17 protein-coding genes are annotated in these 16,059 nt (G+C 68.8%); 6 read left to right on the top strand and 11 right to left on the bottom strand.

Annotation, left to right across the window (positions count from 1 at the left end; genetic code table 11):
- Positions 1 to 87 precede the first annotated feature (87 nt).
- The 5 genes from arsM to IL992_RS24225 form a co-directional block, all read right to left on the bottom strand.
- Positions 88 to 1,335 (bottom strand): arsenite methyltransferase, encoded by a 1,248-nt coding sequence (gene arsM / locus IL992_RS24245; protein WP_193205670.1) that lies wholly within the window; start codon positions 1,333 to 1,335, stop codon positions 88 to 90.
- A gap of 11 nt (positions 1,336 to 1,346) precedes the next feature.
- A complete protein-coding gene (locus tag IL992_RS24240) occupies positions 1,347 to 1,682 on the bottom strand; it encodes an ArsR/SmtB family transcription factor (protein WP_193205669.1) in 336 nt (111 codons plus the stop codon).
- Positions 1,683 to 1,771: 89 nt separating this feature from the next.
- Complete coding sequence (locus IL992_RS24235; RefSeq protein WP_319018787.1) at positions 1,772 to 2,179, bottom strand: arsenate reductase ArsC; 408 nt, start codon at positions 2,177 to 2,179, stop codon at positions 1,772 to 1,774.
- Between the two features lie 32 nt (positions 2,180 to 2,211).
- Complete coding sequence (locus tag IL992_RS24230; protein WP_193205668.1) at positions 2,212 to 2,955, bottom strand: aquaporin; 744 nt, start codon at positions 2,953 to 2,955, stop codon at positions 2,212 to 2,214.
- Complete coding sequence (locus IL992_RS24225; protein ID WP_193205667.1) at positions 2,952 to 3,341, bottom strand: ArsR/SmtB family transcription factor; 390 nt, start codon at positions 3,339 to 3,341, stop codon at positions 2,952 to 2,954. The genes IL992_RS24230 and IL992_RS24225 overlap by 4 nt, the downstream gene beginning before the upstream one ends.
- Before the next feature lie 124 nt (positions 3,342 to 3,465).
- Between IL992_RS24225 and IL992_RS24220 the strand changes: the two genes are divergently transcribed.
- Both IL992_RS24220 and IL992_RS47770 read left to right on the top strand, forming a co-directional pair.
- Positions 3,466 to 3,921: an ArsI/CadI family heavy metal resistance metalloenzyme gene (locus IL992_RS24220; protein ID WP_193205666.1), complete on the top strand. Its 456-nt coding sequence runs from the start codon at positions 3,466 to 3,468 to the stop codon at positions 3,919 to 3,921.
- A gap of 570 nt (positions 3,922 to 4,491) precedes the next feature.
- Positions 4,492 to 4,617, top strand: coding sequence for a hypothetical protein (locus tag IL992_RS47770; protein ID WP_264295080.1), 126 nt, complete (start codon positions 4,492 to 4,494; stop codon positions 4,615 to 4,617).
- A 126-nt stretch (positions 4,618 to 4,743) separates the two neighbouring features.
- Here IL992_RS47770 and IL992_RS24215 read toward each other — a convergent pair whose 3' ends face one another.
- Positions 4,744 to 5,589, bottom strand: coding sequence for a class I SAM-dependent methyltransferase (locus tag IL992_RS24215; protein ID WP_193205665.1), 846 nt, complete (start codon positions 5,587 to 5,589; stop codon positions 4,744 to 4,746).
- Between the two features lie 392 nt (positions 5,590 to 5,981).
- On the opposite strand from IL992_RS24215, the gene IL992_RS24210 reads away from it, so the two are divergent.
- Complete coding sequence (locus IL992_RS24210; RefSeq protein WP_193205664.1) at positions 5,982 to 6,854, top strand: hypothetical protein; 873 nt, start codon at positions 5,982 to 5,984, stop codon at positions 6,852 to 6,854.
- A gap of 2 nt (positions 6,855 to 6,856) precedes the next feature.
- Here IL992_RS24210 and IL992_RS24205 read toward each other — a convergent pair whose 3' ends face one another.
- Positions 6,857 to 8,005 carry an FAD-dependent oxidoreductase gene (locus IL992_RS24205; RefSeq protein WP_193205663.1) on the bottom strand — a complete coding sequence of 383 codons (1,149 nt, stop codon included), beginning with the start codon at positions 8,003 to 8,005 and terminating at the stop codon, positions 6,857 to 6,859.
- A gap of 169 nt (positions 8,006 to 8,174) precedes the next feature.
- On the opposite strand from IL992_RS24205, the gene IL992_RS24200 reads away from it, so the two are divergent.
- Entirely contained in the window at positions 8,175 to 8,774 is a 600-nt protein-coding gene (locus tag IL992_RS24200; protein WP_193205662.1) for a TetR/AcrR family transcriptional regulator, read from the top strand.
- A gap of 310 nt (positions 8,775 to 9,084) precedes the next feature.
- Positions 9,085 to 10,470, top strand: coding sequence for a serine hydrolase domain-containing protein (locus tag IL992_RS24195; RefSeq protein ID WP_193205661.1), 1,386 nt, complete (start codon positions 9,085 to 9,087; stop codon positions 10,468 to 10,470).
- 191 nt (positions 10,471 to 10,661) lie between these two features.
- Here IL992_RS24195 and IL992_RS48995 read toward each other — a convergent pair whose 3' ends face one another.
- Positions 10,662 to 11,000 carry an erythromycin esterase family protein gene (locus IL992_RS48995; protein WP_193205801.1) on the bottom strand — a complete coding sequence of 113 codons (339 nt, stop codon included), beginning with the start codon at positions 10,998 to 11,000 and terminating at the stop codon, positions 10,662 to 10,664.
- A gap of 16 nt (positions 11,001 to 11,016) precedes the next feature.
- Here IL992_RS48995 and IL992_RS24185 point away from each other — a divergent pair, with 16 nt between their 5' ends.
- Entirely contained in the window at positions 11,017 to 11,169 is a 153-nt protein-coding gene (locus IL992_RS24185) for a hypothetical protein (protein WP_226873670.1), read from the top strand.
- Here IL992_RS24185 and IL992_RS24180 read toward each other — a convergent pair.
- Genes IL992_RS24180 through IL992_RS24170 form a run of 3 tightly spaced genes read right to left on the bottom strand, consistent with a single transcriptional unit; the run spans position 11,150 to position 15,854 of the window.
- Positions 11,150 to 13,435: a serine/threonine-protein kinase gene (locus IL992_RS24180; RefSeq protein ID WP_193205660.1), complete on the bottom strand. Its 2,286-nt coding sequence runs from the start codon at positions 13,433 to 13,435 to the stop codon at positions 11,150 to 11,152. The genes IL992_RS24185 and IL992_RS24180 overlap by 20 nt on opposite strands.
- Positions 13,432 to 14,418 (bottom strand): DEAD/DEAH box helicase family protein, encoded by a 987-nt coding sequence (locus IL992_RS24175; RefSeq protein ID WP_193205659.1) that lies wholly within the window; start codon positions 14,416 to 14,418, stop codon positions 13,432 to 13,434. The genes IL992_RS24180 and IL992_RS24175 overlap by 4 nt, the downstream gene beginning before the upstream one ends.
- 8 nt (positions 14,419 to 14,426) lie before the next feature.
- Positions 14,427 to 15,854, bottom strand: coding sequence for a hypothetical protein (locus IL992_RS24170; protein WP_193205658.1), 1,428 nt, complete (start codon positions 15,852 to 15,854; stop codon positions 14,427 to 14,429).
- Positions 15,855 to 16,059: the final 205 nt, after the last annotated feature.

Genomic DNA, 16,059 nt, shown 5'->3' with positions numbered 1-16,059 from the left:
GGGGTGCGTGCGGTGGGCCGTAGTACGGCGGCGCGCCGCGCTGCCGCCTTGATCCCTATGAGCACAGTTCGCCAGCACAATCGGTGGTCACAGGCCTGTGACGGTGCTGCGGCGTTCGAGGAGGACGACGTCGCGCCAGCGGTCGTGGTGGCGGCCGACGTGGTGGCGGGTGCCGACGACGCGGAAGCCGGCCTTCTCGTGCAGGCGCAGGCTGGCGGTGTTCTCGGGGAAGATGCCCGACTGGATGGTCCAGATGCCCTCGGTCTCGGTGGAGTGGATGAGGGCGTTCAGGAGCGCCAGCCCGACTCCGCGGCCACCGTGGTCGGGGTGGACGTACACGGAGTGCTCGACCACTCCGGCGTAGACGCATCGGGAGGAGACGGCGCTGACCGCGATCCAGCCGACGACCTGCCCGCTGACGGCGTCGACGGCGACGTGCCGGTGGAGCGGCAGTTTCGCGGCGTCGAACGCCTGCCAGGTCGGTGCCGTGGTCTCGAAGCTGGCGTTTCCGCCGTCGAGGCCGGCCTGGTAGATGGCGAGGACCTGCGCCGCGTCGGTCTCTCGCATGGGGCGGATGAGGATCCCGGGCGGGGCGGAGGGCTTGGACGCCTGAACGATCGCCGAGTGCAGGCCGCCGGTCGCGGCGTGGGTGCGGGTGATCGTGTATGTGGTGAACCCGGCCTCTGCGAGCAGGGCGCGGTAATCGGCTTCCGTGAGGGTGCCGATCGAGCAGCCGACGAGGTGTTCGGCCTCGGCGCGCTGGGCGGGGTCGAGTCCGTCGTCGGCGATGATGTCGGAGACGCCGAGCCTGCCGCCGGGCTTGAGCACGCGGAAGGCTTCGGCGAGCACGCGGGGTTTGTCGGCGGACAGGTTGATCACGCAGTTGGAGATGATGACGTCCACGCTGTCGTCGGGGAGCGGGATGTCCTCGATGTTGCCGTGCAGGAACTCGACGTTGGTCGCTCCGGCCTCGGTGGCGTTGGCCTTGGCCAGTTCGATCATTTCGGGGGTGGCGTCCAGGCCGTACGCTTTGCCGGTCGGGCCGACTCTGCGGGCTGAGAGCAGGACGTCGATGCCTCCGCCCGATCCCAGGTCGAGGATGGTTTCGCCGGGCTGGAGGTCGGCGACGGCGACCGGGTTGCCGCATCCCAGGCCGGCCCGCAGGGCTCCGTCGGGCAGGCCGGTGGTGTCGTCGCAGCCGGCCGCGCCGAAGCAGCCGTCGGTGAACTCCTGCGGCTCGCAGTCGATGACCTGCTTGCCTGCCTGGGCGGCTTTGGCCAGCTCGCCGTAGCGGGTGACGGCATCGGCTCTGACTGCTTCCACGTTCTCGGACATGTCTTCTCCGTTCAGCAGGGCGGCGCAGGGGCGGGAACGGGGCGGCCCATGACGACGTCGGCGGCGGTGGGAAAGCACTCCACGCAGGCGTCGTTGATCCGGTACAGGCTGGCCGTGCCGCGATGCTCGACCAGGACGAACCCCACCTCGGCAAGCACCTTCAAGTGCGCGGAGACGGTCGACTGTCCGACCTCGACGGCGTCCACGATCTCTTTGACCGCCATCGGCGTCTGGGCGCGGGCGAGCAGGGTCACGATCTGGATGCGTGTGGCGTCGGCCAGGGCTTTGAACCAACTGGCGTACTCGGCGGCGGTGGCCCGGTCGAGCGGCCTCGTTTCCTCATTCATCGTTTATCGACGATAAACGATTAAGTGCCTGTTGTGGAAGAACGGAAACCGGCCCAGCGAGTGCCGAGCCGGTCTGAGATGACGTCCTTCTAGTGGGCGGGGACGAGTTCGGCGAGCAGATCGCGTACGCGGCGGTCGATCTCGTCGCGGATCGGGCGGACCTGGTCGATGGGCTTGCCTGCGGGGTCGTCGAGCTGCCAGTCGAGGTAGCGCTTGCCGGGGAAGATCGGGCAGGCGTCCCCGCAGCCCATGGTGATGACGACGTCGGCGGCCTGGACGGCTTCGGTCGTCAACGGCTTGGGGAACTCCTTGGACAGGTCGAGCCCGAGTTCGTCCATGACTGCGATGACGGCGGGGTTGATGGTGTCGGCGGGAGCCGATCCGGCGGACCGGACCCGCACCCGACCGGCGGCGTGGTGGTCGAGCAGGGCGGCGGCCATCTGGGAGCGCCCGGCGTTGTGTACGCAGACGAACAGCACCTCGGGGATGTCGGACACGTGGGGCTCCTTGACGGGGTCAGCGGCGCTGATCAGGACGAGTGCGGCACGACGACGTCATGGTCCCCGTCGTCCTGACGGGCGTCGGCTCCGGCCGGGCCGAATGCGGGATACAGGGCGACGGCGATGACCGCTCCGACGAGGGCGCCGAGCAGTTGGGCGGCGACGAACGCGGGAATGGAGGGCGGGGCGATCCCGGCGAAGGTGTCGGAGAAGCCTCGGGCGATCGTCACGGCAGGGTTGGCGAAGCTGGTGGAGCTGGTGAACCAGTACGCGGCTCCGATGTACGCGCCGACCAGCGGCGGAGCCAGATGCGCGCGGCCCTGCCGGGCCAGGGCGACGATGAGCGCGACCAGGCCGGCAGTGGCGACGACCTCGCCGAGCCACAGCGACGGACCCGACCGAACGTGCGTGGAGGCGGTCACGGGCGGCAGGGCGAACATGAGGTTGGCCAGGACCGCCCCGGCGATGCCCCCGGCGACCTGGGCGGGCAGGTAGGCGACCACCTCGCGGGTGCTCAGCCCGCTCCGGTCGCGGCGTCCGAGCAGCCAGTCGACCAGGGAGACGACCGGATTGAGGTGCGCGCCGGAGATCGGCCCGACCAGGATGATGACGACCGGCAGAGCCGCCGCGGTGGCCGCGCTGTTGGCCAGCAGTTGTACCCCGACGTCCGGCGACAGGCGTACGGCCATCACGCCCGACCCGATCACCACGGCGACGAGCAGGCCGGTACCCAGGAACTCGGCGAAAGCCCGCCGTCCGACGCCCGTGGTCACGCCGTACCGGCGAGGGCGGGCGACGCCGGGCCAATCAGGGCCGACATGCGGGCCAGAACTTCGGGCTTGATCCAGTAGTACACCCACGTGCCCCGGCGCTCGGAGTCGATCAGCCCAGCCTGCTTGAGGACCTTGAGGTGGTGGCTGATCGTCGGCGGGGTGAGGTCGAAGGCCGCCGTCAGGTCGCACACGCACGTCTCGCCGCCCTCGTGGCAGGCGATCAGCGACAGCAGGCGCAGCCGTACGGGGTCGGCGATCGCCTTGAACAGCGGCGCCAGCTCGGCGGCCTCGCTCTCCGACAACGGCTCGCACGCCAGCGGCGCGCAGCACGCCGCGCCGGACACGTCCACACCTGCGTCGATGATCGGCAGCTCTTGCTTCGACATGTCTCTAATTTGACACAGGTCTAGGCAAGGACACAAACTCCGGGTATCCGTTGATTAGAAGTTCATCGAAGCAGGCGGGCATGGCTTCGGCTGCCCGCTGCTTGAATGCCAAGGGAGGACACCCATGTCCCGTGTTCAACTCGCTCTGCGCGTCGCCGACCTCGAAGGCTCGATCGCGTTCTACTCCAAGCTGTTCGGCGTCGAGCCCGCCAAGCGGCGGCCCGGTTACGCCAACTTCGCCATCGCCGAGCCGCCGCTCAAGCTCGTCCTGCTGGAGGGCGAGGCGGGCGAGCCGACCCGGATGGACCACCTCGGCGTCGAGGTCGAGGACAGCGATCAGGTCAACGCCGCGACCGAGCGCCTGAAGGAGGCCGGGTTGGCGACCTTCGAGGAGAACGACACCACCTGCTGTTACGCCCTTCAGGACAAGGTGTGGGTTCACGGTCCCGGGAACGAGCCCTGGGAGGTCTACGTGGTCAAGGCCGACGCCGACACCCTCACCAAGGAGGCTGACTCCGTCTGCTGCGCCACCGACGACGCCGAAAAGGAGACGGCGAGCGCGGGTAAGTCCTGCTGCTAGGCAGGAGGGAAGACGCGCGGCGATCATCACCACGTTGATCGCCGGGCGTTTCGCAAGAGGCCGACAGGATCGCATCGGCGGTCGACCTGCGCCCGCTCGGCGGCCGGGCATGCGGCTTGGGGGCCGCTGGAGAGCGCGGGCCATGGGTGGCCGATGTAGAGCCCGCGCATCCCTCCTTCCATCGACCCGGGCAAGCCCAGCAGACCAGCTCTTACGGCTCAAGCCCGCCTGTGCCCCTTGGCATCCAGCGGCCGAGGAACGGCGACCGGCTGACGTACCGCGAAGACGGACTTGCCCCTTCGTCGCCGGCCTGCTGCTGCTCCGCAGCGGGTCGACGGCATACGGGATGCGCGGAAGGGGGACGAGCGTGCGGCCCGCACGCTGATTCCCATGATTGCCCCGGCGTAGGGCACGCTCGGGGCACGTGATCAAGCCGGAACCCTGGCGCGGCACGCGCACGTCTCGCCTCTCTGATCACCCCGGAGCCGAGGCCCCCGGAGGTGTTTGCTCGACTGTGGCGCACCACTGGCGCATACTGCGCTCGATCCCTTTTCCCTTGAGGGGTGGTCGATGTTCGGGTTCGGGCTGGTAGAGCTGTTCCTGCTCGTGTTCGAGGTGGCCGTACTGTTTGCGGTCGTCTACTTCGCGGTGCGGCTCGCGCTGCGGCACGATCGGAAGAGGAACGGCGGTCAGTAGGCCGTCACCTGGGCGGAGATGCGGCGCTGTGGGTGGTGCGTGCTTCGGATACGGCGCGGGCGCTGACGGCGTAAGCGGGCGCGGTCGCTGGAGACCCCTGGTTGACGGGCCGTTGCGGCGCTGCCGTCACCGCTCACCATGCGGCTTGTGCCAGATCATGATCTCGGTCGCCGGAAGATGCTCCGCGAAGCGATTGTCGGGTGACGCTTGTTGCAGCACCCCGCGGAGGTCCCGTTCGAAGTCCTCCAGCCTGTCGCCGAACAGGTGAGGGGCGGAGTCGGATCGGGAGAACACCCACGCCACGATGTCGTCTGCGGTGCGATCGGCCACCGCTCCGGCCGCCACCACATGTCGTTCGAAGTTTACGAACCCAGCCTGTGCCAGGACGAGGTCCTCACGATCCGGCGTGCCGTTGACGAGCGTTCCCTGTCCCGCGCGGCGTACCGGCCCCAAATACCGACGTACCAGGTCGCTGATTTGCGCGTACGGGGGAGCGGGCAGCGGCAGTGGCGCCGGCTCGGCGGCTGGATTCTTGAGGTCGCTCATGTGGACGAACGCGCCGCCCGGCTCCAGCATCTCCAGCACGGTGGCAGCGACGCGATCTCGAACGGTCCAGTGGAAAGACTGAGCGAACACCACGACCCGGAACGTGCCCAGACCGGCCGGCAGGTCCTCGGCGCGGGCAGCCACCCAACGTGCGTTGGTCACCCCACGATGCTTGGCCTGTCGCCCGGCCTCGGCCAGCATGTCCTCATCTGGGTCAATGCCGATCGCCTCACTGAAGAACCGCGCCAGAGCGAGAATCACGGTGCCCGGCCCGCAGCCGACGTCGAGAAGTCGGCCCCGGCCATCCAGAGCGAGCGTCGCAGCCAGCGTTTCGGCGAATCCCGGAGCATACGGCAGCCGGCCGCGTTCGTAGTAGGCTGCGCACCCCTGAAATAGCGTGCTGTCCCACTGCCATCCGTCAGGCACGCCAATCCCCTCCACGAGTCGGTGACGTCGTCGGCAGCCCGAGCCCATCGGCGACGTCGTGGTCAGTGACCGGATAAGGCGCTCTTCGCCCCGCACCAGGCGGTTAACACCTCCGCCGAGTATCTGGTTCAGCTCCTACGGCCTCAACCAGGTTTGAGTTGCTCAGGTCTTGTTGCCGTTCAATTCATCACGTTCGTGCCGCTCCCGGGATTCCGCCTGTGACCGCACACGCCGCCAGCTTTCGTCCGCGTTCGAGAGAAAAGGCCACGTCGATCGCGGGTGATCACCCACGTTACTTGGCGAGCCGGGGTGAGCCCGCCTGCGTGGTCGGTGATCTGTCGGTGCCGTCGGGCATGCTGCCTCCGCACATCCCGACGACGCGAAGGACAACATTGGCCCGCCTGATCCGCTACCTCGACGACGAGCTCTACGTGCAGTACGGCGGGCTCTGTATCTATGGCGGCACCGACTGCCCGGAGTTTCGGGACGACGAGTCGGAGGCCCTCCACTACACCGCCACCCTCCACCTGGAGGCGTGGGACGCCGAGCCGTCGGAGCCGGGGTCCTCCTGGAGGCCGATCGAGCAGTTGAACTTCACGGCCGAGACCGGAGTGATCCAGATAGGCGTGATGGACGATAGTGGCCCTGACTTCCTGGTCGGGCCTCCCCTCTTCGAGTACGGCCTGACCGTGCACGTCAACGACCCGGACGTCACTCGCTGGTTGATCCGGTTCTGGCCGGTCCGCGATGTCTTCGATCCGCTCGTCCACATGAAGCCGGCGGAACTGATCGGATCTACGTCACCGCCGGAGCCTCTCCGGGTGCCCGTCCCCGTCACGACGGCCGGGCAGTGGGCGGCCATGCGGCCGGACAAGTTCCGGCGCTCGGAAGGGAGCGTGCGATGGGTGGCCACGCCGCCGGGGTTCCTCGGCGGGGATCCGGTCTCCACCGCCTTGAACCCCGATCATGCGCCCACCTTCCTGATCCCGTCGCATCCGTTCGAGGAGCTTGACCTCCGGGTCAAGGAGGCGGGCGGCACCTACCGGATGTGGCGCTGGGAGAGGGAGACCGCCGGCGGGGATCCGGAGGACGGCAACCTTCTGACGGGCAGGATCGTGCACGTCCGTGACCCCCACGGCCGCCGTGTCCTCGCCTCGGGCATCGTGACGATGCTCGGGATGGATGACGGGCGTTACCACGTCCGCGACGCCGAACCCCACGAGGCCGCCCGGGTGCTCTGCTCCGAGAAGACCTGGCCGGGCTGACTTCAGTGCCGGGCGTGACCCAACGGCTCGGTCTCGTCGGGGTCGGGTACGGCCAGCAGGAACTCGGCGCCGTGTTCGAGCATCTGGGCTGTTTCGGCCGAGCGCGGGAGCATCGATTTCTCGTAGCTGTGTACGGCGTCGTCGATGGTGGAGGAGTTGACGAGCGCGAGCGCGAGTTCGGCGGCGTCGAGCATGGCGAGATTGACGCCGACGCCCAACGGCGGCATGAGGTGTGCGGCATCTCCGAGGAGCGTCACGCTGGGCGAGTGCTCCCATGTATGCGGAACCGGCAGGGCGAAGAGCGGACGATCGACGTAGGCGCCGTCGTTGTCGGTGATCATCCGGAGCAGCCGTGGCGACCAGGCCGCGTACTCGCGGAGTAGATGCGCGCGGATGCCCTCGGTGTCCTCGGGGCGAAGCCCGTTCGCCGCGATCCAGTCCACGGGGACGCGCCGCATGATGTAGACCCGCATATGGCCGCCGCTGTTCCGCTGTGCGAAGAGGCCGCGCTCCCCGTCGGCGACGTGGGCGCTGCCCCTCCCGACCAGTTCGGAAAGCTCGGGGTGCGCGATGTCCATGTCGTCGAACCACGCCTCGAGGAAGCTGACCCCGACGTAGCGCGGTGTCGCGGGCGACACGGCAGCGCGGACGTGGGAGAAGGCGCCGTCGGCACCGATCACGAGATCCGCCTCGACGGCCGTCCCGTCGGTGAACGTCAACGTTCGCGGCCCATCGGCCGGTCCGCTCACCGACTCGAGGGTGCGTCCCCACTGAACCGTCCCCGCGGCGAGTGAGCGCAGCAGGAGAGCGCGAAGCTGTCCGCGGTCGATCTCGGGGCTGACCGTTTCGCCCTCGTCCGGCAGATGGTGGGCAAGGACGCGTCCGGCTGAGTCCATGCGGCGCATCTCCTGCCCCTCGAACCTGGCGAGCGCGAAGAACTCCTCCAGCAGGCCCGCTTCACGGAGTGCGAGCTGGCCGTCTTCCTCGTGCAGGTCGAGCGAGCCTCCCTGGTTGCGGGAGTCCGCATCCGGATCCCGGTCGTACACCGTCACCGGAATGCCGTGCTGCTGCAAGATGCGTGCGCATGTGAGGCCGCCCGGGCCGGCGCCGATGATGCTGATCCGCGCGTTCGCGGGTGTCCGAGAGCTCACGGTGGATTCCCTTCGTCGGCGGGGTTCCCGGTGACGCCTCGGTGCGGCGACGACCGGTGCCGCCCCCACGGGACGGCGACCCCTGTGGAGACCACCAAAGCAGAAATGAGTCTGAAAGTGCAACCAGTCCAGTTTCTGTCTCAGTTCAGTTCTGGGGTACAGTGGCGCCATGCCCGACTCTCCGACCGTTGGCCGTCGTGAGCGCAAGAAGGCCGCGACGAGGCAGGCCATCGCCGACGCCGCCCTGGAACTCTTCCTGGAGCACGGTTTCGAAGGAGTGAGCGTCCGCGACGTCGCCGAAAGGGCCGATGTGTCGACGACGACCCTCTTCGCGCACTTCTCCAGCAAAGAGGCACTGGTCTTCGACCGCGAGGAGGAAGTCGAGGAGGCGCTGACCGCCGCCGTGCGCGAACGACCCAAGGGCCAGAGCGTGATCGAGGCGCTCCGCGCCCATGCGCTGGAGTCCTGGGTGCGGATCTGGTCGGATCCTCGTCTGCGCGAGTTCCACGCGCTGGTGGACCGGACGCCGGCGCTGCGCGAGTACGCGGAGCGCATGTGGATGCGACATGCGGCCGCCCTCGGCGCCGTGATCGCGGGGGAACTCGGGCGGGAGGTGGATGATCTCGCATGTTCGGCTCTCGCGCGGTTCGTCCTGGAAATACCGACGCTGGCCCAGGGCCGGCGTGATCCGCGCGCGGCTGTGGAGACGGTGTTCGACCTGCTGGTCCACGGCTGGCGGTCACAGTGCGATTCGGAACCGGCGCATTGAGGTTTTCCCTCGGTGGCGCCCTCCGTAGTCTCTGATCACGGTAGCTCCAACGAATAAGGAAAACCGCGGCGGTCGGCGTTTGTGGTGCCGGTCAACGGAAAACAGCCCCCCGGAAGAATGGTCCTCCGGGCATTCTCGAGTTCAATCAATTCGGGACATGTCTGAATTCGGGACAATGGTACGTTTCGTGGGGGAGAAAATGCCCAAGTGTCCTAATGTTGTTGGGTTCCTTATGCTCGGCACCGCGCTGACCGGTGGGGCCGTACCCTTGGGCAATCCCGCCGTCGCCGCGTCCGCCGGAGGTGTCGTCGTGACCGGCCTCGACGTCGATCACCCGACCGCGCGCGATCATGCCCGAGCGCATGGGCGCCATCACTCCGGGCAACGCGACAAGCAGCGGCAGTCGGAGCGCGAGCGGCAGCGCCAACGGCAGAACCTGCTCCGCGACGTCACGCTTGCCCTCACGCCGATGCAGAAGGGCGAGACGGATTCCCGGGCTCTGCCGTACAACTGGCAGAAAACGGATACGACCGCGAACTTCTCCAGCGATCAGAACAGCCTGTCGGACACCACGAATCGGCCCGCCCAGAATTCGGACTCACCGGCCACCGGCGACACGAGCGATTCCACCCAGAAATCGGACCCGCCGGGCACGTCATCGGCGCCGCAGGACGATTCCGCCAGTGCGGAGATGCTGGCGTACCTGCGGGATCTGGCCGCGAAGAAGCAGTTCACCGGCTCGGCGCTGGTCGTACGACGTGGGCGGGTGCTGGCTCGCTTCGCCGCCGGCGAGGCCGACGAGCAAAAGCACATCCCCAACCGGCCGGACACGGTCTACCGGGTCATGTCGATCACCAAGCAGTTCACCTCGATGCTCGTGCTGAAACTGCAAGACCGCGGGCTGCTCAAGCTTGACGACCGGATCTGCCCGTATCTCGTCCCGGAATACATCAAGGCATGCCCGGCGGCGTGGCGTCCCATCACGATCCGCGAGACGCTCACACACACCTCGGGCATCCCCAACATCGAGACACTGCCCAGCTACCTCGCCAATGTCACGCGACCGACCACGCCCCGGAAACTGATCCAGCAGTTCGTGAACCTGCCGCTGGACTTCACGCCCGGCACCAGTTGGAAGTACACCAACTCCGGCTACGTCCTGGCCGGTGCGATCATCCAGGCGGTGACGCACGAGCCGTACGGCGTCGTACTGCACAAGCTGATCACCGGCCCGCTGAACCTCCGGCACACCGGTTACAGCAGGGGATATCCGCCCGCCGGGTACGCGAAGGGCTACTTCACACTCGGGTCACCGGCCCCGCTCCTGAACGGCTCCGAGCTGTTCTCCGCGACCGGCCTCTACTCCACCGTCGACGACCTCGCTCGCTGGGACCGGGCATTCGGCTCGTACACGGTCGCGCCACCCGCGACCGTCAAGCTGGCGTTCACGCCGCAGGCGAAGTGTCCCCCCACCGGCTGCCTCAACCTGCCGTCGAGCGCGTACGCCTTCGGCTGGCTCGTCGACCGGCTCCAGGGGCACCGGCTCCGGTATCACCCGGGTCTTTTCCAGGGCTACACGGCGAGCAACATGTACCTGCCCGACGACGACATCCAGGTCGTCGTGCTCAGCAACGTGCAGAACACCGATACCGCCGGGATCGCCCGTCACCTCGCCACGCTCGCTCTCGATCTCTGAGAATCTACAGAGGGGTGGAGGCGGAGACCTCGGGCACGAAGGCGATGCCGTCGAAGTGCTCGGCGAGCACTGTGGCCGTGTATCTGCGTTTGTAGACGAGCCGTCTCACCACCCCCCGTAGCCACGGATGTGGAGGGGCTCGCCGATCCACCGCGTCACGGCCTCCGGCCGTGGCCCGCTCCGCAGGTCGATCACATGATCACCCCCGGATGAGCGGTGGCCAGGCGAGCCTCCACGACCGCCGCTCTCCGGACGAGCGGAACGCGGAAGGTGACCGGAGGTCTGGCTGGGTCCACCTTTCCGAATCGTGGCCGGCGGGCCCGGAACCGGCCCTCTCCGAAGAGCACGCCGAGTGCGTAGTACGCCTCACCGTGGCGCTGCCTGAGATGCAGGCCCATCGTGGGCACCAACCCGCCGCTGTGGCCGGCCTTCATGATGTGGCCGTTGTGCGCCCAGAGGGCGACCTTGGCGTTCGGGTCGTCCAGGAGCAGGTCCGCGTTGTCGGCGAGGTAGCGGTCACGGGCGACGATCGATCATCGGCACCTGGTGTGGGTGCACGGCCCCGGCGGCGAGCCCTGGGAGGTGTACGTGGTCAAGGCCGACAGCCCCACAGCCGGCAGCCTCACGATCGGCACCCTCCCGAAGGCGGCCGGCTCTGCCTGCTGCGCCACCGAGACGGTCACCGGCGGTGCCGGCTGAGCGTTCCGCCGAGCCGGGCGGGCCGCCACATCAACAGCACCACCGCCACGAAGGCGATGGCGACCACCACGAAGAAGAGGGCGTACGGGAAGGGAGAGGTTCCTTCCGGCTCGTCCGGGGACGTCGGTTCCGCCACCGGGGCGATCTCATCGACGAGGGCCTTCGCGGCCAGCATGGGGTCGCCTTGCGGCGCGTGCCCGAGATCCGCCGCTCCGGCGACCTGGAGCAGGTCCTGTCGCATCGGTTCGTCCGCCGCACGGTTGACGAGCACGACCAGCCTGCGCCGCGGGAGCGGCAGGTCGCGCGGAGCGGGGCGCTGGTAGCCCTCGAAGGCGCTCACGCTCTCGGGCACGATCGCTGCGCGGGCGGACCTCTCGGCCAGCCGACGCGAGATCTCCTGGGCCGGCACGGTGGTCAGCCGGAGGCCACGCTCGGTGAGCGCGCGTAGCTGCTCTCCGCCGATCGTATTGCGAATGAGGATGTCGTCGCCTTCGCCCGGGTGGTCGAGGAACCTTTCCGGTTTGATGCCGTCCCTGACGAGCAGGACGTCGGGACTCGTCACCCGAAGGTCCGCCAGTTCACTGAGGCCCCACGCCTGCAGGTCCCCCCGCACGTCCCTGCCGGAGTACTGACCGCCGCTGACCGCCCCGAGGACGTCGAGGTCGTACGCGACGGTCACGGCCGGCACGCCGGCGGGCGGCGTGACGGTCGCCGGGTCGATCGTCTCGATGGCCGGGGCATAGCCGTCGCGGCGGAGCCTCTCGGCGAAGGCCTCGGCGGCGTACCGCTGGTCCGCGGGAGCCTGAACGATCACAGTCGGCGGCGAAGGGGGGAGGTCCGTCGGAGGGGCTTCGCCGGCGTCGCCCAGAGTCAGGAAGACGGCCACGACGGCCACCGCGACGATCGCGGCCGTGCCCGTCAGGATCATTGCCAGGCGCACCCGCCGGTCCAGGGCCCGCCAGGTCCGCCGGCGCTCGACGGTAGGCGTGCCCATGAGGGAGGCGAGCTTCTGCCGGACGGTCTCCGGCGTGTTCGGCGAGCAGATGAGGGCGTCGGCGACGTCCTGGCTGGACTGCCTCCACATCTCCTCTGCCGGAAATGCCGCGTCCACGAGCCGTGCGTAGAGATGGTCCGCGTCAGTACGGGGATCGATCACACTGCGGAAGCAGTTGCGCTGGAGCAGGGCCCTCTGGATGTGTTGCCGTTTGGTGGGGTCCGTCGTGCCCATGCGAGCCAGATCCTCGACCGCGGCGCGGACGTCGGCGGCGTATGTGAGCGCGTCGGCCAGCCCCTCGGTGTAGGCGTTTCCCACACCGTTCCGGTACGCCACCGTGGTGTCCCCGGGGGCCACAGTGTCGACGGCGCTCACGGGTAGCGCGGGAGGAGGGCCGGGCGGGGAGCGATCCGGCTCGGGTTCTGCTTCCAGTGCCGCGGAACCGGACTGTTCGACCAGTTGGAGCACCTTGGGCCGGTCCTTCTCGATCGACAGCGGCTCGGCCTGCCGGGCGAGCCTGGCGATCATCTCCGTCGCCGGTACGTCCGACCGTGTGTAGAACCGGTAGCAGAGTTTCGACGGCGTCTGGTCGTGGACGCTCTCGGCCGCGCGTCCCCAGATCACCGTCTGCGCGCCCTCGGGGGCGTACCGCGCGAACGACAGCTTGATGCTGTGCTCGCTGGTGCTGCTGGTCCAGGTGGCGGCGGTGAACCTGGTCCGCGTCCCGTACGGCAGCAGCGCCGCGACGGTGTCCGCGAATCGCAGCCGATCGATCATGGGGACGGTGTCGGCGCCGATCACGCAGACGGGCCGGCCGTTCAGCAGCAGCGCCGCGGCGGAGAGCGTGTCCGGGCCGGGTGCCATGGCCTCCGGGTCGTAGGGCGGCACGGCCACGGTCAGCGGAGGCCGCGGCTCCAGCGGCAACGCGGCGAAGGCGGTGTAGAGCGCCGTGTACGACACCGGCTGGTCGACGAGCTGCTCGTACGGCACGTAGAACCATCGGGTGTAGGCGATCTTGCGGTTGGCGAAGTCGCGGTGACCCGACCACTCCCGGATCGCCAGGACCAGGTAGTAGGAGATCGCGCCGTTCTCGCTGATCCTCGCGGTCCCGATCGTCACCTGCGGCAGGTCGCCGGCGGTGCTCGCGGCGTAGCGGTGTCTGAGCTTGTCGAACACCTCGCGATCGAGCCGCCCGTCGCTCCACTCCAGCAGGCCGTATTCGTCGTAGCTGCCAGGTCGCTTGCCTTCCAGCGCCCACTCGAAACCGATCACCGGGGACCGCCGCCGGCGAGCCGCCGGCCGAGCCACAGCATGGGCTCGACGACGTTGATGGGATGGACCTGTCCTCGGATCCGCAGCTCCTTGCCCGCCTCGGGCAGCAGGTTCTGGTAGTCGTTCCAGTCGAACGTCTTGGTGTGCGGCCGTACGTAGAAGCCGATCGACGAGGTGACGAAGAACTCGACGCGGGTGCGGTGGAAGAACTGGTCCAGGGCGTTGACGACCATGTCCGCGTTGCCGCTCGCGGACACCTCGCACAGCGCACGGAACAGGTCGCGGGCGTCCTCGCTGCTCACCCGGGGAAATCCGTACTCGTCGTCGGGCGAGGAATCGAGCAGGTGCAGCTTCTCCGCGGTCTCCAGCACCCGGGGATCGTCGAACTTGGTGATGCAAACCGCGACGTGATGGGGGAGCATCCCGTCCCGCAGTTCCCCGATCTCGAGCATCTTCTCGGCGAGGCGGGTGAGCGGCGGGTGCAGGTGGTCGAAGGCGTCACCGAGCTCGAACTCCCGGATGGGGTCGAACAGGAAGACCAGGCCCCGGCTCTTCACCAGGTTGTCCATCAGGCGCTGGCGCAGGTCGTCGACGGCCCCGGAGCCGTTCCCCGTATGGACGGGGCCCGCGCTGAACAGACCGCCCGGCGCGTCGACCATGCTGATGCCGATCTTCAGCGGCGGCGCGGGCCGGGCTCTGCGCAGCCACCGGCGCTCCTGCCGCTCGGCCGGCCCGACCAGCGTCCAGCGGTAGTGCTCCAGGCTCTGGCTCGCCTCCGGGAAGATCTTGCCGCTCGACAGCGCGTTCGTTCTCTCGATGAGGTAGTCGGACGAGGCGGCATCGGAGCCGATGATCTTCCAGTCGTCCTTCCGCCGCATCAGCGCGATGTTGAGGGCGGCCAGCAGCGTGGTCTTGCCGCTGCCGGGGGCGCCCCACATGGCGATGTCGTGGGCCGGTGGTCCCGACGCCGGGTCGGACTGCATGTCTGGTCTCACTCCGTCTCGTCGAGGAGGGGGAACGGGATGGGGAGGGCGGCGGGCGCGGCCAGCCCCAGGTCGGCGGCCAGCCCCCGGACGTCGAGGGCGTCCAGATGCGCGAGCGCGTTCGCGCCGAGGCGACGCCAGGCAGGGTGCGCGGAGGCGTCCTGGCGGTCGCAGATCGCGGCGAGCACGGTGTCCGGCCGGCTCTGGACGCGGCCCACGAGTGACCGCCAGTCGTGCGGCCGCGGGCAGGGCAGGATCAGCGACCGGTTCGTACGCGCCGGGTGCGGGGGGCGGTCGCCGACCGTGAGCAGGACCGTGCGCACCTGCTCAGACGTCGGGAGCCGCCGGGCCACCGCGTCCAGCATGTCCTCCACCTGGGCGGCGTGCGGATAGTAGGGGTAGCCCTCGGTGATCGCTCCGCGCTCCTCCAGCCGCTCCAGGGCGGCCAGCGCGCGCTCGGGCGTGACCTGCCACACGGCGACCTCCACCGGATGCTCTCCTCCCGCGCGGTCGTCGTAGGAGTGCGCGCCGTACGCCACGAGGGAGACCCGCAGGAGGCCCGCGAGTTCGGCGGACAGATGACTGACCATCTGACGCACTCGGCTCAGGCGTTCCTCCACCTTCGCGTCCGGCCCGCACACCTCCACCGCGCAGATCAGATGCGCCGGTCCGGCCTCGGGCGGCAGCTGCGACGGCGCCGCCGCCACGAGGTCGCTCCAGTCGCGCGGGTCCCGGGTCAGCTCGGGCACGCCGGTGAACCGCACCTTCCCCGGTCGCACCAGTTCGGCCGTCAGCAGGTAACGCCCGGGGGTGATCCTGGCGCTGTGCACCGACAGCAGCCTGGGCTCCCGGCCCTGCCAGGTGACCACGGCGAACGCGGTGCCGTACTCGTCGCCGGGCTCGCAGCGGACGGCCACCTCGGCCCGGGTCCCGGGAAGGGCGCCGATCGGAAAAAGTTGCTTGCTTCCCAGCCGCAGTCGCCCGCTCGCGTGGTCGGCGCGTAACACGACCAGGTCGTACGAGCGTGACAGCGGATCGGAGGCCAGGACATCCTCGACGATCGCGATGACCGGCCCGTTGGAGGAGGGGAAAACGGCGGCGGGCCGCGCCTCGCTCAGCCAGCCGAGCGCCCGGTTGGCCTCCGCGCCGTCGGGAAACGAGCAGACGAGGACGACCTCGTCGGCGGAGAGCAGGTCGGCGGCCCGGAGCACGGCCTGCCGGGAGGACTCGTGCCCCCACCCCTGCTCGGAGGTCAGGTCTCCCCACGACGACGACCAGTAGTGGCAGCGCGGCCTGCCGTTGTCGTCCCGGTGGATTCGGAAGACGGTCATGCCGTCGGCGGCGACCTCCACGATCGTGAGGCGGCCGGTGGCGGTGAGCCCCGCAACGGCTCGGGCGACGGCCTTGCGAAGCAGAGCCTTGTCGGGCTCTGACACGGATCCTCCGTTGCTTGTCCTATTCGTGGCCCCCGTCCCCCTATATCCGAGCTAGCCGGTAACCACGAAAAGACGACTTGTCATAACGGTAGGCTTCTTGTTGTGTCGTTGCGTCGAATCATTCTCAGTTTCCCGCAATCTTACGGCGGGGACCTACGATAGCCCGAGTCTCGAGCGTTATGCCACGTTCCAATATGTGCGCGTA

This window comes from Microbispora sitophila, assembly GCF_014892245.1.
Lineage (GTDB): Bacteria > Actinomycetota > Actinomycetes > Streptosporangiales > Streptosporangiaceae > Microbispora > Microbispora siamensis.
This window is presented reverse-complemented; position numbering and strand designations above follow the sequence as displayed.

What these genes read in the sequence shown, in the direction of transcription:
- arsM (WP_193205670.1), bottom strand. Translation starts at nt 1,335, where the DNA reads ATGTCCGAGAACGTGGAAGCAGTCAGAGCCGATGCCGTCACCCGCTAC.
- IL992_RS24240 (WP_193205669.1), bottom strand. Translation starts at nt 1,682, where the DNA reads ATGAATGAGGAAACGAGGCCGCTCGACCGGGCCACCGCCGCCGAGTAC.
- IL992_RS24225 (WP_193205667.1), bottom strand. Translation starts at nt 3,341, where the DNA reads ATGTCGAAGCAAGAGCTGCCGATCATCGACGCAGGTGTGGACGTGTCC.
- IL992_RS24220 (WP_193205666.1), top strand. Translation starts at nt 3,466, where the DNA reads ATGTCCCGTGTTCAACTCGCTCTGCGCGTCGCCGACCTCGAAGGCTCG.
- IL992_RS47770 (WP_264295080.1), top strand. Translation starts at nt 4,492, where the DNA reads ATGTTCGGGTTCGGGCTGGTAGAGCTGTTCCTGCTCGTGTTCGAGGTG.
- IL992_RS24200 (WP_193205662.1), top strand. Translation starts at nt 8,175, where the DNA reads ATGCCCGACTCTCCGACCGTTGGCCGTCGTGAGCGCAAGAAGGCCGCG.
- IL992_RS24175 (WP_193205659.1), bottom strand. Translation starts at nt 14,418, where the DNA reads ATGCAGTCCGACCCGGCGTCGGGACCACCGGCCCACGACATCGCCATG.